Origin of the sequence: Mariniphaga anaerophila (assembly GCF_900129025.1) — a bacterium.
GTDB lineage: Bacteria > Bacteroidota > Bacteroidia > Bacteroidales > Prolixibacteraceae > Mariniphaga > Mariniphaga anaerophila.
In genome coordinates, this window is record NZ_FQUM01000004.1 from 259,783 (window position 1) to 280,509 (window position 20,727).

The 20,727-nt window shown below is 41.9% G+C and carries 11 protein-coding genes; 5 read left to right on the top strand and 6 right to left on the bottom strand.

Annotated elements, in window-relative coordinates; translation table 11 throughout:
• Positions 1-20: 20 nt before the first annotated feature.
• The 3 genes from odhB to BUB08_RS09690 form a co-directional block, all read right to left on the bottom strand.
• The gene (gene odhB, locus BUB08_RS09680) at positions 21-1,298 is read right to left on the bottom strand and encodes a 2-oxoglutarate dehydrogenase complex dihydrolipoyllysine-residue succinyltransferase (protein WP_073001227.1); all 1,278 of its coding nucleotides are present in this window, start codon (positions 1,296-1,298) and stop codon (positions 21-23) included.
• 11 nt (positions 1,299-1,309) lie between these two features.
• The gene (locus BUB08_RS09685; RefSeq protein WP_073001229.1) at positions 1,310-4,042 is read right to left on the bottom strand and encodes a 2-oxoglutarate dehydrogenase E1 component; all 2,733 of its coding nucleotides are present in this window, start codon (positions 4,040-4,042) and stop codon (positions 1,310-1,312) included.
• Between the two features lie 445 nt (positions 4,043-4,487).
• On the bottom strand, positions 4,488-4,754 hold the full coding sequence (locus BUB08_RS09690; RefSeq protein ID WP_073001680.1) for a cupin domain-containing protein: 267 nt from the start codon (positions 4,752-4,754) through the stop codon (positions 4,488-4,490).
• Between the two features lie 159 nt (positions 4,755-4,913).
• Here BUB08_RS09690 and BUB08_RS09695 point away from each other — a divergent pair, with 159 nt between their 5' ends.
• The 5 genes from BUB08_RS09695 (at position 4,914) to nifJ (ending at position 14,825) form a co-directional block, all read left to right on the top strand.
• Complete coding sequence (locus BUB08_RS09695) at positions 4,914-5,459, top strand: class I SAM-dependent methyltransferase (protein ID WP_217651585.1); 546 nt, start codon at positions 4,914-4,916, stop codon at positions 5,457-5,459.
• A gap of 95 nt (positions 5,460-5,554) precedes the next feature.
• Positions 5,555-7,702 (top strand): carbohydrate binding family 9 domain-containing protein, encoded by a 2,148-nt coding sequence (locus BUB08_RS09700; RefSeq protein ID WP_073001230.1) that lies wholly within the window; start codon positions 5,555-5,557, stop codon positions 7,700-7,702.
• A gap of 340 nt (positions 7,703-8,042) precedes the next feature.
• Entirely contained in the window at positions 8,043-9,884 is a 1,842-nt protein-coding gene (gene rho, locus BUB08_RS09705; protein ID WP_073001231.1) for a transcription termination factor Rho, read from the top strand.
• A gap of 162 nt (positions 9,885-10,046) precedes the next feature.
• Entirely contained in the window at positions 10,047-11,222 is a 1,176-nt protein-coding gene (locus tag BUB08_RS09710) for an ATP-binding protein (RefSeq protein WP_073001232.1), read from the top strand.
• Between the two features lie 51 nt (positions 11,223-11,273).
• A complete protein-coding gene (gene nifJ / locus BUB08_RS09715) occupies positions 11,274-14,825 on the top strand; it encodes a pyruvate:ferredoxin (flavodoxin) oxidoreductase (protein WP_073001233.1) in 3,552 nt (1,183 codons plus the stop codon).
• Positions 14,826-15,155: 330 nt separating this feature from the next.
• Here nifJ and BUB08_RS09720 read toward each other — a convergent pair whose 3' ends face one another.
• The 3 genes from BUB08_RS09720 to BUB08_RS09730 form a co-directional block, all read right to left on the bottom strand.
• Complete coding sequence (locus BUB08_RS09720) at positions 15,156-17,432, bottom strand: GH92 family glycosyl hydrolase (RefSeq protein ID WP_317041213.1); 2,277 nt, start codon at positions 17,430-17,432, stop codon at positions 15,156-15,158.
• A 220-nt stretch (positions 17,433-17,652) separates the two neighbouring features.
• Complete coding sequence (locus tag BUB08_RS09725) at positions 17,653-18,873, bottom strand: AGE family epimerase/isomerase (protein WP_217651586.1); 1,221 nt, start codon at positions 18,871-18,873, stop codon at positions 17,653-17,655.
• 19 nt (positions 18,874-18,892) lie between these two features.
• On the bottom strand, positions 18,893-20,707 hold the full coding sequence (locus BUB08_RS09730; RefSeq protein WP_262493944.1) for a glycoside hydrolase family 2 protein: 1,815 nt from the start codon (positions 20,705-20,707) through the stop codon (positions 18,893-18,895).
• Positions 20,708-20,727 lie beyond the last annotated feature (20 nt).

The following is a 20,727-nucleotide window of genomic DNA, read 5'->3' on the forward strand; positions in this document are numbered from 1 at the left end:
ACTAAAACGATACGCTCTGTTTAAATTCCAAGCAGCAATTGTTCCGGTTCGATTCCGCCGGTTAACATCCGTTCCGGGTTTTCGATAAACTCCTTTACTTTTACCAGGAAGCCAACCGAATCTTTCCCGTCGATGACACGATGATCGTACGACAAAGCAATGTACATCATGGGGCGGACAACTACTTGCCCGTTAACGGCTGCCGGCCTTTCCACAATATTGTGCATTCCCAGAATTGCCGATTGGGGCGGATTAATAATTGGCGTTGAAAACAACGAACCAAAAACGCCTCCGTTGGTGATGGTAAAAGTTCCGCCAGTCAATTCGTCTACCGATATTTTTTTGTTGCGGGCTTTTGCTGCAAGTTCTTTTATTTCCAATTCGATTTGTGGAATTGTTTTACTTTCGGCATTTCGGACAATCGGCACCATCAATCCTTTGGGCGTCGATACTGCAATACCAACATCAACAAACCGCGGAGAAACAATTTCTTCCCCGTCGAGCTGGGCATTTACCATGGGATGGAAATCCATTGCCAAAGCTACTGCCTTTGTAAAAAACGACATGAATCCCAGTTTAAACCCGTGCTTTTCGACAAATTTCGGCTGGTACTTTTTCCGCAAATCCATAACATACCCCATATCAACTTCGTTAAACGTGGTTAACATGGCGGTCTCGTTTTTTACGGCTACCAACCGCTGACTGAGCTTTCTACGCAGCGGCGTCATCTTTTGCCGGTCAACTTCACGCGAAATTTCTTTTTGAGGAATTGCCCCTGCAACTGTCTGCGGAGCATTCATTGCCGCTTCTACTTCTTTTTTCCCGATGCGCTTCAATCCATTAATAACATCATCAACAGACAAGCCATTTTCTTTCATCAACTCCTTGGCAACAGGAGTTATTTTCACCTGGTCAAACTCTTTTGAAACTGTTGCCTGCTTTTCTTCTTTCACCTGAGAACCTGCCTGTTCTTTCTCCGTTTTGGCAGTAGCCCCTGCTTCATTTTTCGGCTCCGGCTGTTTCTCCTGATTTTCTGCACTTTCGGGCTTCTCTTTCGGCTGTACCGAAGTATCAATAGAACAAACCACCGAGCCAACTTCTACGGTTTCTCCTTCATTGGCTTTAACAGTTATTTTTCCTGCTTCCGCTGCCACAATTGTCAGGGTTGCCTTATCAGATTCAACTTCGGCTATCTCCTGGTCTTTTTCAACCACGGCGCCATCCTCAACCAGCCAGGCGCCAATTTCTACTTCGGTTATTGATTCTCCGGGACTGGGAACCTTAATTTCTACAATCATTTTTTGGTTTTTTATGAAGCAACAACTTCTTTTTCTTCAAAAACGGAATTCAATATTTCTTCCAATGCCTGAGTATGTTTTTCCATCAGACCAACTGCCGGACTTGCACTCTCGTTTCGTGCAACCACTTTAAATCCCAGACAGTTGAGTTTTCTGTTAATAAACGGCCAGGCGCCCATATTTTCAGGCTCATCCTGCGCCCAAATCAAACTCGAAGTATTGTACTTTTTAAGAATTTGGTTTATCTGTTTGTTCGGCAACGGATAAAGTTGTTCCATCCGCACAACAGCTACATTGGAAATGCCTCTTTCCTGTTTACGTTTCAGCAAATCGTAATACAACCTGCCGGAAGTAAAAATCACCTTTTCAACAAATTCAGGTTCAGCAACAGGATCGTCTATCACCTCCTGAAATACGCCACGCGCAAGCTCGTCTATTTTCGACACCACTTTCGGATGCCGCAGCAGACTTTTGGGTGTAAAAACGATTAACGGCAAACGCATTTTCATTTTTACCTGTCGCCGCAACAAATGAAACATATTGGCAGGTGTAGACGGCACAACAATTTGAATGTTATTATTGGCGGCCAGTTCAAGAAAACGCTCAATCCTCCCGCTGGAATGCTCCGGCCCCTGTCCTTCATACCCGTGCGGCAGCAACAAAACAAGGTTATTCATCAACCCCCATTTTTCAAAAGCAGAAGTAATATATTGATCGACTATTACCTGCGCCACATTATGAAAATCGCCGAACTGGGCTTCCCAAATATTCAGTCCATCGGGTTTTGCAAGGGCGTATCCGTATTCAAACCCCATTACTGCATATTCCGAAAGGGGTGAATTATATGCATGAAAAGTTGCCTGATTTTCACCTACGTTTTTCAACGGGAAATACTTTTCGTCGGTTCCTTCAACCACAAAAGACGCGTGGCGGTGAGCAAAAGTACCGCGCTCAGAATCCTGTCCGCTCAAACGAACCGGGTGACCTTCATCAACCAGAGTACCGTAGGCCAAAAGTTCTGCCATGGCCCAATCCAACCGGTCGTCGTGAATCATCATTCTTCGATCGGAAATAATCCGGTTAACTTTTTTAAAGAACGTCAGACCCTCGGGAAGCGTGTAAATTTTTTTAGCTATTTCAATTAGCTTTTCTGCCTTTACCCCTGTTTTTACCGACTGGTCGAACATCATTTTACAGGGCATTTCGTAAGAACTGTATTCGTTTATCAAAAACTTACGAATTTTCAGCTTATCGATTTTCTCAGACTCTTTGTATTTTTCTTCCAGAAACCGGTCAAAACTCTTTACCCTCTCCCGGGCATCTTCCGGCCCCATAATACCGAGGCCTTCCAGTTTTTGCGCATAAATATCACGCGAATTCGGATGTGTAGAAATAGCTTTGTACAACATCGGCTGCGTGAAGCGCGGTTCGTCGCCTTCGTTATGCCCGTATTTACGGTAGCAAAGAATATCGATAAATACATCGGTGTGAAACTTCTGCCTGAACTCCACAGCCAGTTTTATGGTATAAACCAACGCCTCCACATCGTCACCATTAACATGAAACACGGGAGAGCGGGTAACCTTTGCCACATCGGTACAATAGGTGCTCGACCGGGCATCGAGATAAGAAGTTGTAAAACCTACCTGATTATTAATAACCAGATGAATGGTTCCTCCGGTTTTGTAGCCGTCGAGCTGCGACATTTGTATGGTTTCGTAAACCACGCCCTGCCCTGCAACGGCAGCATCGCCGTGAATAACAATTCCGGCAGCTTTACCATAATCGCTCTGGTAAACCGAGTTAATTCTTGCACGCACCATTCCCTGCACAATTGGCCCCACTGTTTCCAGATGCGACGGGTTGGGCATCAGTTTCAACTTCACTTTTTTGCCGAGGTCAGTCATCACTTCATTTTCGTACCCAAGATGATATTTCACATCGCCGTTCCAGATGTCTTCCTCGTACTCTTTTCCGTAAAACTCTTTAAAAATATTTTCGTACGGTTTTTTCAGCACATTGGCCAGTACATTTAACCGCCCGCGGTGGGCCATTCCCAAAACAAACTCTTCGATACCCAACTCTGCTCCGCGCTCAATTACCGCATCGAGCGCAGGAATGAGACTTTCGGCTCCTTCGAGCGAGAACCGTTTTTGCCCCACAAACTTTTTATGAATAAAACTTTCGAAACCAACCGCCAGCTCCAGGTGGAAAAAAATGTCTTTCCGTTCTTCATCGGTAAGAGCTTGGGAATTGCAGCTGCTTTCCATCTTCTGTTTCAACCACTGAATTACTTCGGGATGGCGCATGTAAACATATTCAACCCCGATAGAATGGCAATAAGTAGCTTCCAGATGCTCTATTATATCTTTTAATTTCGCGGTGCCAATTCCAATGTCGTTCCCGGCCTGAAAAGAAGTTTCCAGATCTTTTTTCTCCAAACCAAAATTTTCGATATCGAGCGTGGGAACATACTGCCGGCGTGCTCTCACCGGATTTGTTTTTGTAAACAAATGTCCACGCTGACGATAGGCGTGGATCAAACTTAAAATGGCAAACTCTTTATTGATGTCGCCAGCCAGGTTCAAGGCCTGTTTAGCCGGATAATTAGTGCGGGCCAGTTCAAAACCCGCAAAAAAATGCTGCCAGCTTTTATCAAGCGAATCCGGATTTTCCAAATACGCCTGATACAGGTCGTCAATCGCTTCCTGTTCCTGGTTTCCAACCGATGAAAATTTATCCATTTGTAACTTTATATTAACCAATAATTAAAAATGAAAACAAAGCAGATTTTTTAAAGTTTATCAAGACTTACACATTTCTCCAACAAAGTTAGTCTTTATTCAAACGGCTAAAAAATTATCGCATCTTTTTCATCAGATACACAGGGAGAAAGCAAGAAAAACAAGATACTTTGCTTTTTGACTCAAAAATATCGGCGAAAGTAAAACGGACGAATAAAACAATCAAATGTTTCTTTTAGTTTGCTCGAAAAGCAGTGAAAAAATAGCGCTTTTTTAATCTTAGCGAGAATAGAACTATTCAAATAATTTGTTATTTTTTCTGTACATCGCACAGAAAAGCAGAGAAATTTTCAAAACAGAAACACAAAATCGAGAGACAGAAAATAACGATTAGTCAGCACCAAAACATGGCCCGGGTTAATAAATGGGGGAAGTAATCAATTATTTATTCGAACGAATAATGCTTCCTTATTTTCGACTGCACATCCCATACACATTCAAGACCGGCAGGAAAAACAATATAATCTCCCGGTTTTATTGTAACGGAATCAAATTCGGAAACAATGTTCGCATCGCCTTCGAGAATATAACAATGCTCGGTTTTATCGTAATACCAGTCAAACTTCTCTTCATCGTATTCTTGCACCGGCCAGTCAAATACGCCGGCTTCTTCCAGTTCGTCCTGTTCAGGCTGTTCTATCTCTATTCTCATTGTTTTGTATTTTTGCAAAAATAAAAAAGAAAACATTGCAGATAACACCCGGCTCAAATAAAAAACACACCTCAAATTTAGCAAACATTAGACAATCCGTCATCGCCCCAATTAAACTTACATCCGGCAATTTTGTTTGGGTTCTCAAACAACAAAAACATGAACAATTTCTGGAACGAAAGATATGCCTTTAACGAATATGCGTACGGCACAAACCCCAACCTATTTTTTAAAGAGCAACTGGACAAATTAAAACCCGGAAAAATACTTTTTGCTGCCGAAGGAGAAGGCAGAAATGCTGTTTACGCGGCAAAAAATGGATGGAACGTTTCGGCTTTCGACGCCAGTACTGAAGCGCAAAACAAAGCAAACAAACTGGCCGGGCAGAACCACGTTTCAATTGACTACCGGGCAAATGACCTTGAACACATTACATACCAACAGGAAAAATTTGATGCCATTGTTTTAATTTTTGCGCATTTTCATCCCCGAAAAAGAGAAAGCTACCACAAAAAATTGATCAGCTTTTTAAAGCCCGGCGGAACAGTTATCCTCGAAAGCTTTTCGAAAAACCAAATCAACTACAAATCGGGCGGGCCGCGCAACGTTGAAATGCTCTATTCTGAAGAGGAGTTAAAATCCGACTTCGGGGAACTGGCAGAAATTTATATCAAAAAAAACAGAAACTATTCTCGACGAAGGTAAATTTCATCAGGGCAAAGCCTCTGTTATCAGGCTAACCGGCACAAAATAAATGCTTTTTTTGTTATATTAGACACTTCAAACTGAACTTTAAACCATTGAAACATTCAGCACTATTTCTGGCCACATTTATAATTCTATCTAACATAGTATTTGCACAGCCGGCAATCCGCGCAGTAAGAATAGACACGCCGCCACGCATCGACGGAAACGTAAACGAAGCGGTTTGGGACGAAGCATTTGTTACCACTGACTTTTACCAGCGGGAGCCTAATTTGGGAGCGCCCGTTTCAAAGAAAACCGAATTTCTGGTTTGCTACGACGAAAATCACATTTACTTCGCTGTAAAATGCTGGGACGATCCTCAAAAAATTACGGCAAAAGAAATGGCCCGCGATGTGAGTTTGGGAAACGACGACAGGATACAAATAATTCTGGACACATACTTCGACGGCAGAAATGGCTACTGGTTTCAAATCGGTCCGCGCGGCTCCATCGGCGATGCACTAATCAGCGAAAACGGAGCTGCGTTTAACAAAGAATGGGACGGACTGTGGACAGGCAAAGCTTCCATTAAAGATTACGGCTGGGAAGCCGAAGTGGCCATCCCGTTTAAGTCGCTTGGGTTCAACGGCTCAAACACCAGATGGGGCATAAAATACATCCGGCATATTGTAAGCAACATCGAATCATCGTACTGGCCCGAAGCCAACCTGAACACCCACAAATTTCAAGTTTCAGATGCCGCAATTCTGGACGGAATAGAAAATATTACTCAGGGAATAGGGCTCGACATTTCGCCTTATCTGATTACCGGGCTCGATGGAAAAAGAGGCGAAAACAACACCTCCAAACTTACCGGAGGGGTCGATCTTTTTTATCAGATTACGCCAAGTCTTCGCTCATCACTCACTATTAATACAGATTTTGCCGAAACAGAAGTTGATGACCGGCAAATTAACCTCACCCGTTTCAGTCTTCATTTTCCCGAAAAACGCGATTTCTTTCTCAACGGCGCAAATTACTTTCAGTTTGGCATTGAAGGAGACGACAGCAGTCCTGTTTCACAGCGCATTATTCCTTTTTTCTCGCGCAGAATGGGGCTTGATGAAAACGGAAAACCAATACCCATTAATTACGGAGCAAAACTTACCGGGCAGCACAAAAACTGGAATATTGGCATGCTGTACATGAACGATGACCGACAGGCTGGCGACAACAACTTTTCGGCATTGCGCATATCGCACAACCTTTGGAAACAATCGTCAATAGGAATTATCGGTACCTATGGAAATACACTGGCCGACTCGTCTAACATGCTCGCCGGAATAGATTTAAAACTATCCTCGTCCCGGTTTCAGGGCAACAAAAATGCATCGTTTATGCTTTTCGGACTAAAATCAAATACCCCGAACACACACGAAGACAACGAAGCGTGGGGCGCTCAGTTCTCCTACCCCAACGACCTGATTAACGCCAGACTTGGCTACCATCAAATCGGTAAAAATTTTGTGGCCGGAATGGGGTTTGTACCCCGCGTGAATATCAAAGAAAGCTACGGCGAGTTTGAATTTGGCCCCCGTCCCAATAAATGGGGAATTATGCAAGTGAAATTTGGAGCACAATTCGATTACATACAAAACCTTGAAACCGCGACATCCGAGTCGAGAGAATTCAAGTTTAAACCACTGGGAATCCGCCTATTTTCAGGCGAAGAAATCAATTACACTCTGCTAAACCAACACGAAAACCTTTATGGCAGTTTTAACATTTTCAGGGAAATTATCATCCCAAAAAATAGTTACTTATGGTGGCGTCAGGAAATTGCAATAAAAACAAAAGGTGCAAGAAACATTTGGGGAGAAGCAACATACAGTTTTGGAGATTTTTACAGCGGCACGCGCAAAGATGTAATAATAAAGGCCAACTGGAAAGTAGCCGTACCATTTTTTCTGGGTGGAACTTTCATCCAAAACCAGGTAACGCTTCCTCAGGGAAATTTCACTGCAAACATCTATCAGGCAAACGCAAACATCCTGTTTAGCCCCGACATTACTTTATATAATTTTGTACAATACGACAATGCAAGCAAAAATGCCGGCTGGCAATCGCGTTTTCAATGGATTATAAAACCGGGCAACGAAATTATTATAGCATGGAACACGCAGTTTTTAAAACAAACCGACGCATTTTTCATGAATGAAAGTGCACTTAGACTGAAACTTAAATACAATATCAGGTTCTGAGAAACAAAATAAACACTGATTTTGTATAGGCAGCGAAAAATCTTACCCTAAAAAAGCGAACTTTTATAAAAAATGAGCGTAAAAAAAACCAATATAGGAATACCTAAACAAGTAAAATTTCATTTTCCGGAATAAACGAACAATGCACAAACGTTCTAATATTAAATTAGTTGGATTAAAATAAAAAAATTAAAAAATCTTTTTTTTAATTTTTGGAATGTAATAAGTATTTACTATAATTGCAGCCGAATTTCAAAAATTTCTCGTCTCCACTTTATTTGTTCCAAATAGATTACCAGTATTAGTTTTAATCGGAAAAGAGAATAATAACATTTATACAATGTACGACATTTTAGAATTGAACAAAAAACTCGTCCCTGAGTTGCGTGACATTGCAAAAGGGCTGAAAATTAAGCGCGTAGAGTCCTACAAGAAACAGGATCTTATCTACAAAATTCTTGACACCCAAGCCATTCAAGAAGCAGAAAAAAATGTAAAAAAGAATAATACCCCCAAAGATCAAAACGATCAAAAAAAGGAGGAACGTTCAACTTTTAAGAACTTTTTGCGGAAGAAGCAGGATTCGTCAAAAGAAAGCGAAAATAAAAAAGAAGAAAAAGCACCTCGTGGCAAAAGGCCGCGCCGTGAAAAAGTTGAACCTGTATCAAAATCAAACAAAATTGAAGTAAAAGGGGATAAAACCGAAGACAAAGAAAACTCTGTTCAATCCCGTCAGGATCAGATAAAAGCAATCATTCAGGGTTTTAGCGAAACAAAAAGCCCGAAGGAAGAAGCAAAAGAAATAAAGCAGGAACCCACACAACCGGAAATAAAAAAAGCTGAAAAAACAGAAAAACCGGAACTCAAACTTCAGGAGCCCAAAAAGGAAAAACCTGAGGTTAAAATAATACAAACGTCTGACAAAGGTTCTGCCGGAGAAGACAAAAGGCAACAACAAGGCAATAAAGAGCAGGGAAAACAGAAACCCTTTAAAAAAGAACAAAAGCCACATCAGCAAAAACAAAATAACAACAAAGGAAACAACGGCAAGTTTTATGAATTTGACGGAATTGTAACCAACACCGGAGTACTTGAAATTTTGCAGGATGGATACGGATTCCTTCGGTCGGCTGATTTTAACTACCTCAACTCGCCCGATGATGTTTATGTTTCACAGTCGCAAATAAAACTTTTCGGGTTAAAAACAGGAGACACTGTTACCGGAACCATTCGCCCGCCCAAAGAAGGCGAAAAATATTTCCCGCTTATTAAAGTTCTGGAAATCAACGGCAGAAGCCCGCAATACATCCGCGACCGCGTTCCGTTCGATCATCTCACTCCGCTTTTCCCGAACGAAAAATTTGAATTAACAGGAAAAGGACACGACAATATTTCCACCCGGGTAGTTGACATGTTTGCTCCCATTGGAAAAGGCCAGCGTGGTTTAATTGTTGCCCAGCCAAAAACCGGGAAAACAGTTTTACTGAAAGAAATTGCAAATGCCATTGCAGCAAATAATCCTGAAGTTTACATGATTGTTCTGCTGGTTGACGAACGCCCTGAAGAAGTTACCGACATGGCTCGCAGCGTAAACGCCGAAGTTATTGCTTCGACTTTTGACGAACCGGCCGATAAGCACGTAAAAGTTGCAAACATTGTTTTGGAAAAAGCAAAACGTTTGGTTGAATGCGGCCACGATGTTGTTATTCTTCTCGATTCAATTACCCGTTTGGCCAGGGCATATAACACCGTTCAACCCGCTTCAGGAAAAGTTTTATCGGGTGGTGTTGATGCAAACGCGCTACACAAACCAAAACGCTTTTTTGGTGCAGCCCGTAATATCGAAGAAGGTGGCTCACTTACCATTTTAGCCACAGCCCTTACCGAAACTGGCTCGAAAATGGACGAAGTAATTTTCGAAGAATTTAAAGGTACCGGCAACATGGAACTGCAGCTCGACAGGAAGCTTTCAAACAAAAGGATTTTCCCTTCAGTGGATATACCTTCATCAAGCACCCGTCGCGAAGACCTGCTCATCAAAAAAGAAATGCTGGACAAACTCTGGATTTTGCGCAATTACCTTGGCGATATGAATTCGTTGGAAGCAATGGAATTTATGAAAACAAGACTGATGCGCTCCAACTCGGTTGCAGAGTTTCTGGCATCGATGAACGATGGGTAAAAAGCTTCATCAATTTTATAACATTAATCATAAATCGAGAGCAGGCCACCCAGCCTGCTTTTTTATTTTTACCAATTATAAATTACACAAAATCTTATTTTTTGTCATCTTCACATTACAATTTCAGACAAAAACTGTTACTTTTGCATAAAAAATTAAATTTTGGATTTTTTTAATAACGTACATAGAACATTACTGGAAAGCACCCACCCTACAATCCGTAGGGAGTTACTAAAAACCCTTGATTGGTCGGATCGGCTGATTTGCATTAAAGGATTCAGAGGCGTGGGAAAAACTACTTTTCTGCTCGATTACGTAAAGCAGAAATTTCCGAATGACAATTCAGCCTTGTATGTTAATTTAAACAACTTCTACTTTACACGGCGAACCATAATTTCGTTTGCCGATGAATTTGTAAAGCGAGGTGGAAAAATCCTTTTACTGGACCAGATACAAAAATATCCAAATTGGTCGAAAGAACTAAGGCAGTGCCACGATCGTCTTCCAGGACTAAAAGTTATTTTTACATCGTCGCCGGTGTTACGAATCACCGAAGACAACCACCTGCTGAAAGGAATTGTAAAAGTAAATCATCTGGAAGGGCTATCTTTTCGGGAATATTTAAATCACACCACACAAAACAATTTCCCGGTTTATTCTTTCGACGATATATTAAATAACCACATTGAGATTGCAACCGACATTGTATCCAAAGTAAGGCCACTTGCCTATTTTGGAGAATACCTCAAAAGTGGCATTTACCCCTATTTTATAGACGACCCAAATTTTTATTCCAACCGCCTTTTGAAACACATCAACCTGGCATTGGAAATAGATGTGCCGTACATTAATCAAATTGAGCTGAAATATCTTTCAAAACTCAGAAAGCTGTTGCATATCATAGCGTCAGAAACCCCTTTCTCGCCAAATGTGAGTAAATTGGCTGCTGATGTTAAAACATCGCGGGCAACGGTAATGAATTATCTCCGTTACCTGAAAAATGCAAAGCTCATTCATCTGCTCAATGCAAACGGCGATGAAAACGATCTCAAAAAACCCAACAAGGTGTATATGCATGATACCAACTTACTGTATGCAATTGCACCCGGCAATGTTGAAAAATCCAACCTCAGACAAACGTTCTTTTACAACCAGGTGGTTTACGACCAGCCGGTTAACAGTTCTGAAGAAGCTGACTTTTTGGTAAATTACAAATGGCACTTTATGGTTGGCGGACGAAAAACAGAACCGGGAAAAGGACAGTATGTTGCGGCAGATATGATAGAAACCGGCAGCAAAAACAAAATCCCCCTGTGGCTTTTCGGTTTTTTATATTAATTAAACAATTAGATACGAAATACTAATTTTTTGAAACAAAGGAGAAAAATAATGGCAAAAGAAAAGAAGTTTATTACGTGTGACGGGAACTATGCAGCAGCTTACATGAGTTACATGTTTAGTGAGGTTGCATGTATTTACCCGATTACTCCATCTTCAACAATGGCCGAATATGTTGATGAATGGGCTGCTAATGGAAAAAAGAACATGTTTGGACGTCCTATTCGCCTGGCAGAAATGCAAAGCGAAGGAGGTGCAGCAGGAGCAGTTCACGGAGCACTTCAATCTGGTGCACTGGCTACTACCTACACTGCATCACAGGGATTATTGTTAATGGTTCCTAACATGTACAAAATTGCTGGAGAATTGCTTCCGACAGTTTTTCATGTAAGCGCTCGTGCACTTGCCGGACACGCACTTTCTATTTTTGGTGACCACAGCGACATCTACGCTGCACGTCAGACAGGATTTGCAATGCTTGCTTCAGGCTCTGTTCAGGAAGAAATGGACCTGGCTGGTGTTTCTCATTTAGCTACTCTTAAATCAAGAGTTCCGTTCGTTTCGTTTTTTGATGGATTCCGTACTTCTCACGAAATTCAAAAAATTGAAGCCATTCAAATGGAAGATATTATTCCGCTGATTGACCAGGAAGCTTTACAGGAATTCCGCAACCGCGCTTTGAATCCTGAAAACCCGGTTACCCGCGGTACTGCTCAGAACCCCGATATTTTCTTCCAGGCAAAAGAATCTTCAAACAGATTTTACGATGCCGTTCCTGACATTGTAGCCGATTACATGAAAGAAATTTCGAAACTTACCGGACGTGAATATCACCCGTTTGATTACTACGGAGACCCGGAAGCTGAAAACATTATTATTGCAATGGGTTCGGTTACTGAAACCATTAAAGAAACCATTGATCATTTAACAAGCCTTGGCAAAAAAGTAGGGATGGTTGCAGTACACCTGTTCCGCCCGTTCTCTGCAAAATACTTTATGCAGGCATTGCCGAAAACAGTAAAACGCATTGCTGTACTCGACCGTGCAAAAGAACCCGGAGCTGCCGGCGAACCACTTTACCTCGACATTAAAACCAGCTTCTACGGACAGGAAAATGAGCCCATCGTAGTTGGTGGCCGTTACGGTTTAGGTTCAAAAGATACCACTCCTTCTCAAATCCTTTCGGTTTACGAAAACCTGGAAATGAACGAACCTAAAAATGATTTTACCATTGGTATTGTTGACGATGTAACATTTAAATCACTTCCTCCAAAAGAAGAAGTAGACATTACACCGAAGGGAACTTACCATGCTAAATTTTACGGATTGGGTTCCGACGGTACAGTTGGTGCCAACAAAAACTCCATCAAAATTATTGGTAGTGCAACCGATAAATTCTGCCAGGGATATTTCCAGTACGACTCAAAAAAATCAGGTGGTTTTACTTGCTCGCACCTGCGTTTCGGCGACAAACCCATCAGGTCTACTTACCTGGTAACTACTCCTGACTTTGTGGCCTGCCACGTACCGGCATACCTTCACCTTTACGATGTTTTAAAAGGATTGAAGAAAGGTGGTTCATTTTTGCTGAACTCCATCTGGGACGAAGAAGAAACAAAACATCGTTTGCCCGACAGCATGAAAAAGTACATGGCTGAAAACGATATTCAGTTCTACATTATAAACGGTACCAAACTGGGTGAAGAAATTGGTTTGGGAACACGTACAAACACCATTATGCAATCGGCATTTTTCAAAATTACCGGCGTAATTCCTTACGAAATGGCGGTAGACGAAATGAAAAAAGCTATTGTCAAATCTTACGGTAAGAAAGGTGAAAAAATTGTAAACATGAACTTTGCCGCCGTTGAAGCCGGTGGACAAAACGTTCATAAAATCACTGTTCCTGCTGAATGGAAAGATATTGAAGTAAAAGAAGCACACGAAACTTCCGATCGTCCGGAATATATCGTAAAAGTGGTTGACAAAATCAACGGTCAGAAAGGTGACGATCTTCCGGTTTCTACATTTGTTGGAGCAGAAGACGGAACATTCCCGCTGGGAACTGCCGCTTTCGAAAAACGTGGCGTTGCAGTTCACGTACCAGAATGGCAGGCTGAAAACTGTATTCAGTGTAACCAGTGTTCATACGTTTGTCCGCACGCTGCCATCCGTCCGTTCCTGTTAACAGAAGAAGAAGTAAACAATGCACCGGAAGGAACAGAAACCCGTGTTGCAACTCCTTCAAAAATGTTTAACGGAATGAGTTTCCGGATCCAGGTTAGCGTACTCGACTGTACCGGTTGCGGCAACTGCGCTGAAGTTTGTCCGTCGAAAGAGAAATCATTAATAATGAAATCGCTGGAATCTCAACAAGACGAAGTCAAACGTTGGGAATATATGACAAACGAAGTTTCGCTGAAAGAAAAAGTAGTTGACAAAACCAAATCGGTTAAAAACTCACAGTTTGCTCAACCTTTGTTTGAGTTCTCAGGAGCTTGCGCAGGTTGTGGTGAAACTCCATACATCAAACTTATTACTCAGCTTTACGGCGAAAGAATGATGGTTGCCAACGCAACAGGATGTTCTTCAATTTACGGAGGTTCTGCCCCGTCAACTCCTTATTGCAAAAACAGAAATTCCGGACACGGACCAGCATGGGCCAACTCACTGTTTGAAGACAACGCCGAATACGGTTTTGGATTTGCAGAAGGAGTTATTGCTCAGCGCAACCGTTTGGAAAACATAATGCAAAATGCATTAACCAACGGCGCTTCCGATGCAGAAAAAGAAGCTTACCAACTGTGGCTCGACAATAAAGATAACGGCGATGCCTCTACCGAAGCATCAGCAAAAGTTCTGGAAGCCATTGCCAACAGCGACAGCAGCTATGCCAAAGAAATTGCTACCCTGAAACAATACCTGGTTAAAAAGTCAATTTGGGTATTTGGTGGTGACGGATGGGCATACGATATCGGTTACGGCGGCCTCGACCACGTAATGGCAAGCGGCGAAGATGTAAACGTACTGGTACTCGATACCGAAGTTTACTCCAACACCGGAGGTCAGTCATCAAAATCTACACCGGTAGGCGCAGTTGCTAAATTTGCTGCATCTGGTAAAAAAATCCGTAAAAAAGATTTGGGTGCAATGATGATGTCTTACGGTTACGTTTACGTTGCACAGGTTGCAATGGGCGCTAACCAGGCTCAGTACCTGAAAGCGTTGCGCGAAGCAGAAGCTTACCCGGGTCCGTCACTTATTATTGCTTATTCTCCTTGTATCAGCCACGGGTTGAGAGCAGGAATGGGCAACACCCAAAATGAAGAAAAGAGAGCAGTACAATCAGGTTACTGGTCACTGTTCCGCTACAATCCGCTACTGGAAAACGAAGGAAAGAACCCATTCCAGCTCGATTCAAAAGAGCCCGAATGGAGCAAATTCCAAGAGTTCCTGAACGGAGAAGTACGTTATACTTCATTGAGAAAATCATTCCCGGCAGAAGCTGACGAGCTGTTTAAAGCAGCTGAAGAAAATGCCAAATGGCGTTACAATTCATACACACGCAGGGCTGCCATGGATTTTTCAAAAACTGAAGAATAAAAAACCAAAAATATCCATAGCGATATAGGAATACAAAAACAGCCGGTGCAGCAATGTACCGGCTGTTTTATTTTCAGAACTTCTATCCTTCTTCAAAAATATTACAGGAGCTTAATTTCAAAACCCTCAGTGTCCAACAAAAAAAATCATCGGACACGAAGAACGAGCGATCTAAAATTCTCACCTAAAAATGAGGAAATTGTTTTGAAACAGAGAAGCAGCTTTGCACAAAACAATTCAATGAAATGCAGAATTTGTTACCGTTCTGTTTTTCTGAAATTGAATCATCGAAGCAACATCAATGTTTTTTATTCTCCAAGTTATATAGCTCTAATAAACTACCGATTTCGGACGGTCTGTTGGATTCTTCCCAAATTCTTTGTTGGGTGCATCTCCCATCTTAAACACCAACTTTCCTCCCGCCATAATCTGTTTTTGAGTGATGAAAGATTTTTCATAAGGAGCGCCATCCAAGGTGACCGATTGAATATAAAGATTCTCTTCGCTGTTATCTTCTGCAACAATGGTAAACACTTTTTCATCGGGTAGTCTAATTTCAGCCACATCGAACAAAGGGCTGCCAAAAACATAACCACCGTTGGCCGGATTAACAGGGTAAATCCCCATAGATGAGAGCACGTACCATGCCGACATCTGACCACAGTCTTCGTTCCCGCAAAGTCCATCAGGTTGATCTGTATACATGGAGGTGCAGATCTCTCGCACTTTTTCTGCCGTTTTCCATTGTGTTCCAGCATAAGCGTACATGTACGAGATATGGTGGCTAGGCTCATTCCCATGCGCATACTGTCCAATCAGCCCGGAAATATCGCTCGAAGCTGTTTCTACCTGCTCCGAAGAAATATTAAACAGACTGTCGAGTTTATTATTAAAAGCTTCTTCGCCACCGTGCAATTCAATCAGACCTTCCGGATCTTGAGGAACCAGCCAAGTATATTGCCAACTGTTTCCTTCGCAAAAATCATCTTCGCGGTGAGCCGAATGAATCGGACTAAAGGGAGTCCGCCAACTTCCATCCGAAAGTTTCCCACGCATAAATTTTATTTCTTTATCGAAATAGTTTTCGTAGTATTTGGCTCTTTTCGAGAATAATTCGTAATCTTCGGTTTTTCCCATGGCCTTTGCCATTGCAGCGATGCACCAGTCGTCAATAGCATACTCCAGCCCCATGGCAACCGATTCAACCGTTTTGTCGGCAGAAATATAACCTTGTTTTTTAACATCGTCTAACCCGCGTTCATCTAATAATGCTGAAGTTTTCATGGCATCAAAGGCATGTTCGGCATCAAAGCCGCGGATGCCTTTCAGGTAAGCATCGACAATAACCGGAATCGAATGGTACCCAACCATGGTGTTGGTTTCATTTCCATGAAGATGCCAAACAGGCAGTTTCCCCTGCTGATCGTAGGCTGCTAATAGCGAATTCACAAAATCATTTACTCGATTTGGCTGAATCAACGTGAATAAAGGATGCGCAGCACGATAAGTATCCCACAACGAAAAAACGGTATAATTATCAAATCCCGGGGTGGAATATACTTCCTTATCGGTTCCGCGATAATCTCCATTCGCATCATTAAATAAACTCGGAGCAATCATGGTGTGATACAAAGAGGTATAAAAAACTGTCCTCTTTGCTTCATCAGCGGTTTCAATATGCACCTTGCACAATTCTGCGTTCCATTTCTTTTTAGCCATTTCCCGAACGCCATCAAAGTTCCAAGCGCCGATTTCTTCATCAATCTCTGCTACCATATTATTAAGAGCGCCTTCGGTACTTACCGGCGAAACAGCTGTTTTTGCCATTAGTTCGCCATTGCCTTTGAATTCTATCAGGGCAGTAATTTCTCCAATTTCTTCGTCGCTTCTAATTATTTCAAACCCAACAATATCTTTTGAGAACTTCGTGTAAAAGAAAATGCGCTGATCGGCTGCCCATCCTTTTGAAAAGCGAAAACCTTCTATGCTATTCTTGTCTACCTGCTTTAGCTGACTTTTTGCAAGCTGATCCCAACCGGTACCGTATTTCAAATCAACCAATACTTTGGAGTTACCATCGGCATTGTATTCGTATTTATGAAATCCTACACGATTAGTAGCCGTCAGTTCGGCCTTAACCTTATACCGTTCAATATCTATGGAATAATAGCCTGGTTCAACCTGTTCATCGGCATGGGTATATTTAGCTTGCCATTGGTACGGATTCTCTTCTGAAATTACCGCAGTACCATCACCCGAAACCGGCATAAAAAGGATGTCGCCCAGATCGCCAATTCCGGTGCCACTAAGATGTGTGTGCGCAAACCCGATTAAAAGCGAATCGGAAAAATGGTAGCCTGAACACCAATCCCAGCCTTGTGTTGGGTTATTGGGGCCAAGTTGTACTGCCCCGAATGGGACACTCGCTCCAACAAAAACGTGTCCGTGGTAATCGCTACCAATCATCGGATCAACAAAATTAGTATAATCAATAGTGGCATTTATTGTTGCGTGTTGCTTACAAGCGCCAAAAATCAACAACGTGCCCAGCAATAACATAAATAAAAACTGTTTCATGTGTTCTATTCTTTTTTGTTCTAAATTAATAGATTATTTCAGATGTATCCTCTTTCAAGTATTCTATTTAACATTGCTCTTTTCATTTATCCCTGATAATGAAGCACAAACGAGTCAAAATTAAAAATACTTCTCATCGCACGAAAAAAGCACATGAAATGCAAATTACTTTAGAAATGCCCCAAAAGACAATATACCTGTCGCCACTATAGTTGTTCTGGAATTTCAAACTTCACTGCCCCGGGCACTTTCAACGGAAGTCGGTTTTATTCTCCAAATCCCTTTTCCGCTTTAAAGCCTCCAGAAAATAATAATCCGCATAATTTAACGGCACATCAATTTCCTGACCGTGCGGAATACTACCCACTGAATGCATTAACAGAAAACCTCCATTCTCGCCGGTTTCAGCAAAATAAGCAGGACTGGCAAGGCTTTGCATTATTTTGTCAGCCCATTCTTTATAATAGCTATAGTTATCAAAGCCTGCTATTTCGTACAATGCTGAAGCCATAATTGCGGCTGCCGACGCATCTCTCGGCTCGTCCGGAATACCTGGAGCATCAAAGTCCCAGTAAGGCACAAAATCAGCCGGAAAATTTTTGTGGCTAATAATAAACTCAAATGCCTTTTTTGCCTGAGCGAGATATCTCAAATCGCGGGTTTCCCTGTAACAAACAGCAAAACCGTAAATTCCCCATGCTTGTCCGCGCGCCCATGACGACTCGTGAGCATATCCCTGTGCGGTTTCCCGGCTGCGAACTTCCCCGCTGCTTAAACTGTAATCAACAACATGGTAACAACTGTTATCTGCGCGGTACTGGTTTTTCAGTGTTTGATTGGCATGGCTTACCGCTATGTTGTAGAACGTTGAGTCTCCCGAAAGGCGTGTTGCATTGAAAAGCAACTCTAAATTCATCATGTTGTCAATAATAACAGGGCATTCCCAACCTCTTTGCGACTGCCAGCCCCTGTTGACATTCCAGGACTGAATAATACCAGGGACCGGGCGGAATCGGGAAGACAAGGATTTTGCTGCCTGAACAATTACATCTCTATATTCATTTTCGCCTAATCGCAGGCCGTTTCCAAAACTACATTCCACCATAAATCCAACATCGTGATGCCAGGTAAGATACTTTACAGAATCCAATGCCTCGGTATATTTACGGGCATATCCGCGCCAAAGTGTGTCTCCGGTTAATTCGTACATATACCACATAGTTCCCGGGAAAAAGCCGCTGGTCCAGTCTTCGCGCCCAACATACTTTACTTCACCTCCACTAACAGTCCTCGGATTTAAAATCTTACCAGATTCTTCAATCTTTTTAACCTGAAGTTTTTCCTGAGCATCGGCTAAACGAATTGTTCCACTAACAAAATCGGAATTCATACTCTGTTTGGGAGTACAGGCAACCACGAGCAACAGCATAGTTCCCCAAAAAATCGGTTTTAGTTTTCTTAAATTCTCCATTTTTAGCTATATAAAAAATCTATTTTAAAAGTATCCACACACAAGAATCCTGTAACACCTGTTTCCCATTTTTTGCTTTTACCTCTACCGTGTTTTCTCCGGAAACAAGCTCAATATTTTTCCATATAACTGTATTAAAGCTATCGGGGTTTTGCATTCCTATTTTTTCGCCATTTACCCAAAGTTCAACTTTTTTTACATTAGCAAAAACTTTAACATCTGTTATTTTTTGTGTTCTGTTAATAAATCTGCGTGAGGCGATGTAAACCATTGGTTCCGGATTCCAGTTTGCCTTGTAAAAATAAAAAGCATCTTTTTTTGTTTTGTGATCGTAGGTAATCAACCCCTTATCGTTAATTCCCTGCCGGTCACCTTCGTTTCGGATTGAAGAACCAAAATCGGCAAAATTCCATACAAATTTTCCCCAGATATATGGGCGTTCCGACAGTGCTTTCCAATTCCCTTCGTGGCAACTCACCTGCCATTCCTCGGGGTGAAAATTACTTACCGGAACCGGCTGTTCAACCGGCGATTGATGCGAATAAATACTCGCTCCTGCTCCATATTCCGAAACACAAACCGGAATACCCTGTGCTTTTGTTTTCATTTTATCCATGAAATCGCCCACCTGCTCGGGAGCTCCGCCATACCAACCCGAATATTGATTCCAGCCGATCAAATCACTAATACCGATAAAGCCATCGCCCGAACCAAATGTAGCCGAGGTAGTCATGCGCGAAGAATCTTCTGATTTTGCCAAAGCATTTAACTCTTTCAAAAAAGGAACCGGATTGTCGAAATCAAGTTTTAATTCGTTAAACAAGCCCCAGAAAAATATCGAAGGGTGGTTGTAGTTCTGACGAATCATTTCAACCAACATCTGCCGTGCATTTTCCTCCAAAGCTGCATCTTTTACATACCCGGGGCCGGTGTAACCACCAGGACCAACAAAAGGTATTTCAGTCCAGAGCACAATGCCTTTTTTATCGGACAAATTATATATAGGTTTTCCATGCGGATAATGTGTTAGACGAAGCACTGTAGCGCCCGATTCTTTTACCAGTTCAATATCATTCAGGTAATCGGAAATAGTATATGCACTTCCTTTTTCCGCTATATCCTCGTGCATACCAAACCCATACAAATCCAGATATTGTCCGTTCAAAAAGAAACCGTTGTCTGCATCTACCGAAAAATAACGGAACCCGGTAGTTTCAACAACTTTGTCTATAACCTCTTTACCATCTAACAATTCCACTTTTACCTGGTAGCAATACGGATTTTTCTTGCCATTCCACAAAATCGGATTATTTATAGAAAATGACTGCCTGACACGCTCTGAATTATTATTCGAGATTCCGACTGTATGACTTTCCACAACGTTTTGTTTGTCGTCCAGTAGTGTTGTTTTTAATGCTAATCCTTGCTTTTCTCCGTTTAACGACAGCACGGTTTCTACATTAAATGCGGCTTCTTCTTTTGAAACCTTCAGGGGTTTTACATAAATTCCGGATGAAGCATAATCTAAAGGAGAAATACAGTTATTGCCGGTTACCAACAAATGGACAGGCCGATGAATACCTCCGTAAATATTAAAATCTCCGCTGAGAGGAACAACGTCCAAACGATATGCATTGCTCACAAAAACAGTTAACGACGCATCCTCACCTTCCTTTATTAAATCTGTAATTTCAAAACAAAAAGCCGTATACCCGCCAATATGCCTTCCGGCAAGTTTTCCGTTAACAAGTACTTTTGCAACCGAGTTCACTCCCTCAAAATAGAGAAAAAGCCGCTTCCCGCTCATTTCACTGTCCCATTGCAAATTACTCACCTACAGAACAATACAAGACT

Bases quoted from the DNA above. Each gene is read 5' to 3' on its own strand.
- BUB08_RS09695 (WP_217651585.1), top strand. From the start codon at position 4,914: ATGAACAATTTCTGGAACGAAAGATATGCCTTTAACGAATATGCGTAC.
- rho (WP_073001231.1), top strand. From the start codon at position 8,043: ATGTACGACATTTTAGAATTGAACAAAAAACTCGTCCCTGAGTTGCGT.
- BUB08_RS09725 (WP_217651586.1), bottom strand. From the start codon at position 18,873: ATGGAGAATTTAAGAAAACTAAAACCGATTTTTTGGGGAACTATGCTG.
- BUB08_RS09690 (WP_073001680.1), bottom strand. From the start codon at position 4,754: ATGAGAATAGAGATAGAACAGCCTGAACAGGACGAACTGGAAGAAGCC.
- odhB (WP_073001227.1), bottom strand. From the start codon at position 1,298: ATGATTGTAGAAATTAAGGTTCCCAGTCCCGGAGAATCAATAACCGAA.
- BUB08_RS09685 (WP_073001229.1), bottom strand. From the start codon at position 4,042: ATGGATAAATTTTCATCGGTTGGAAACCAGGAACAGGAAGCGATTGAC.
- nifJ (WP_073001233.1), top strand. From the start codon at position 11,274: ATGGCAAAAGAAAAGAAGTTTATTACGTGTGACGGGAACTATGCAGCA.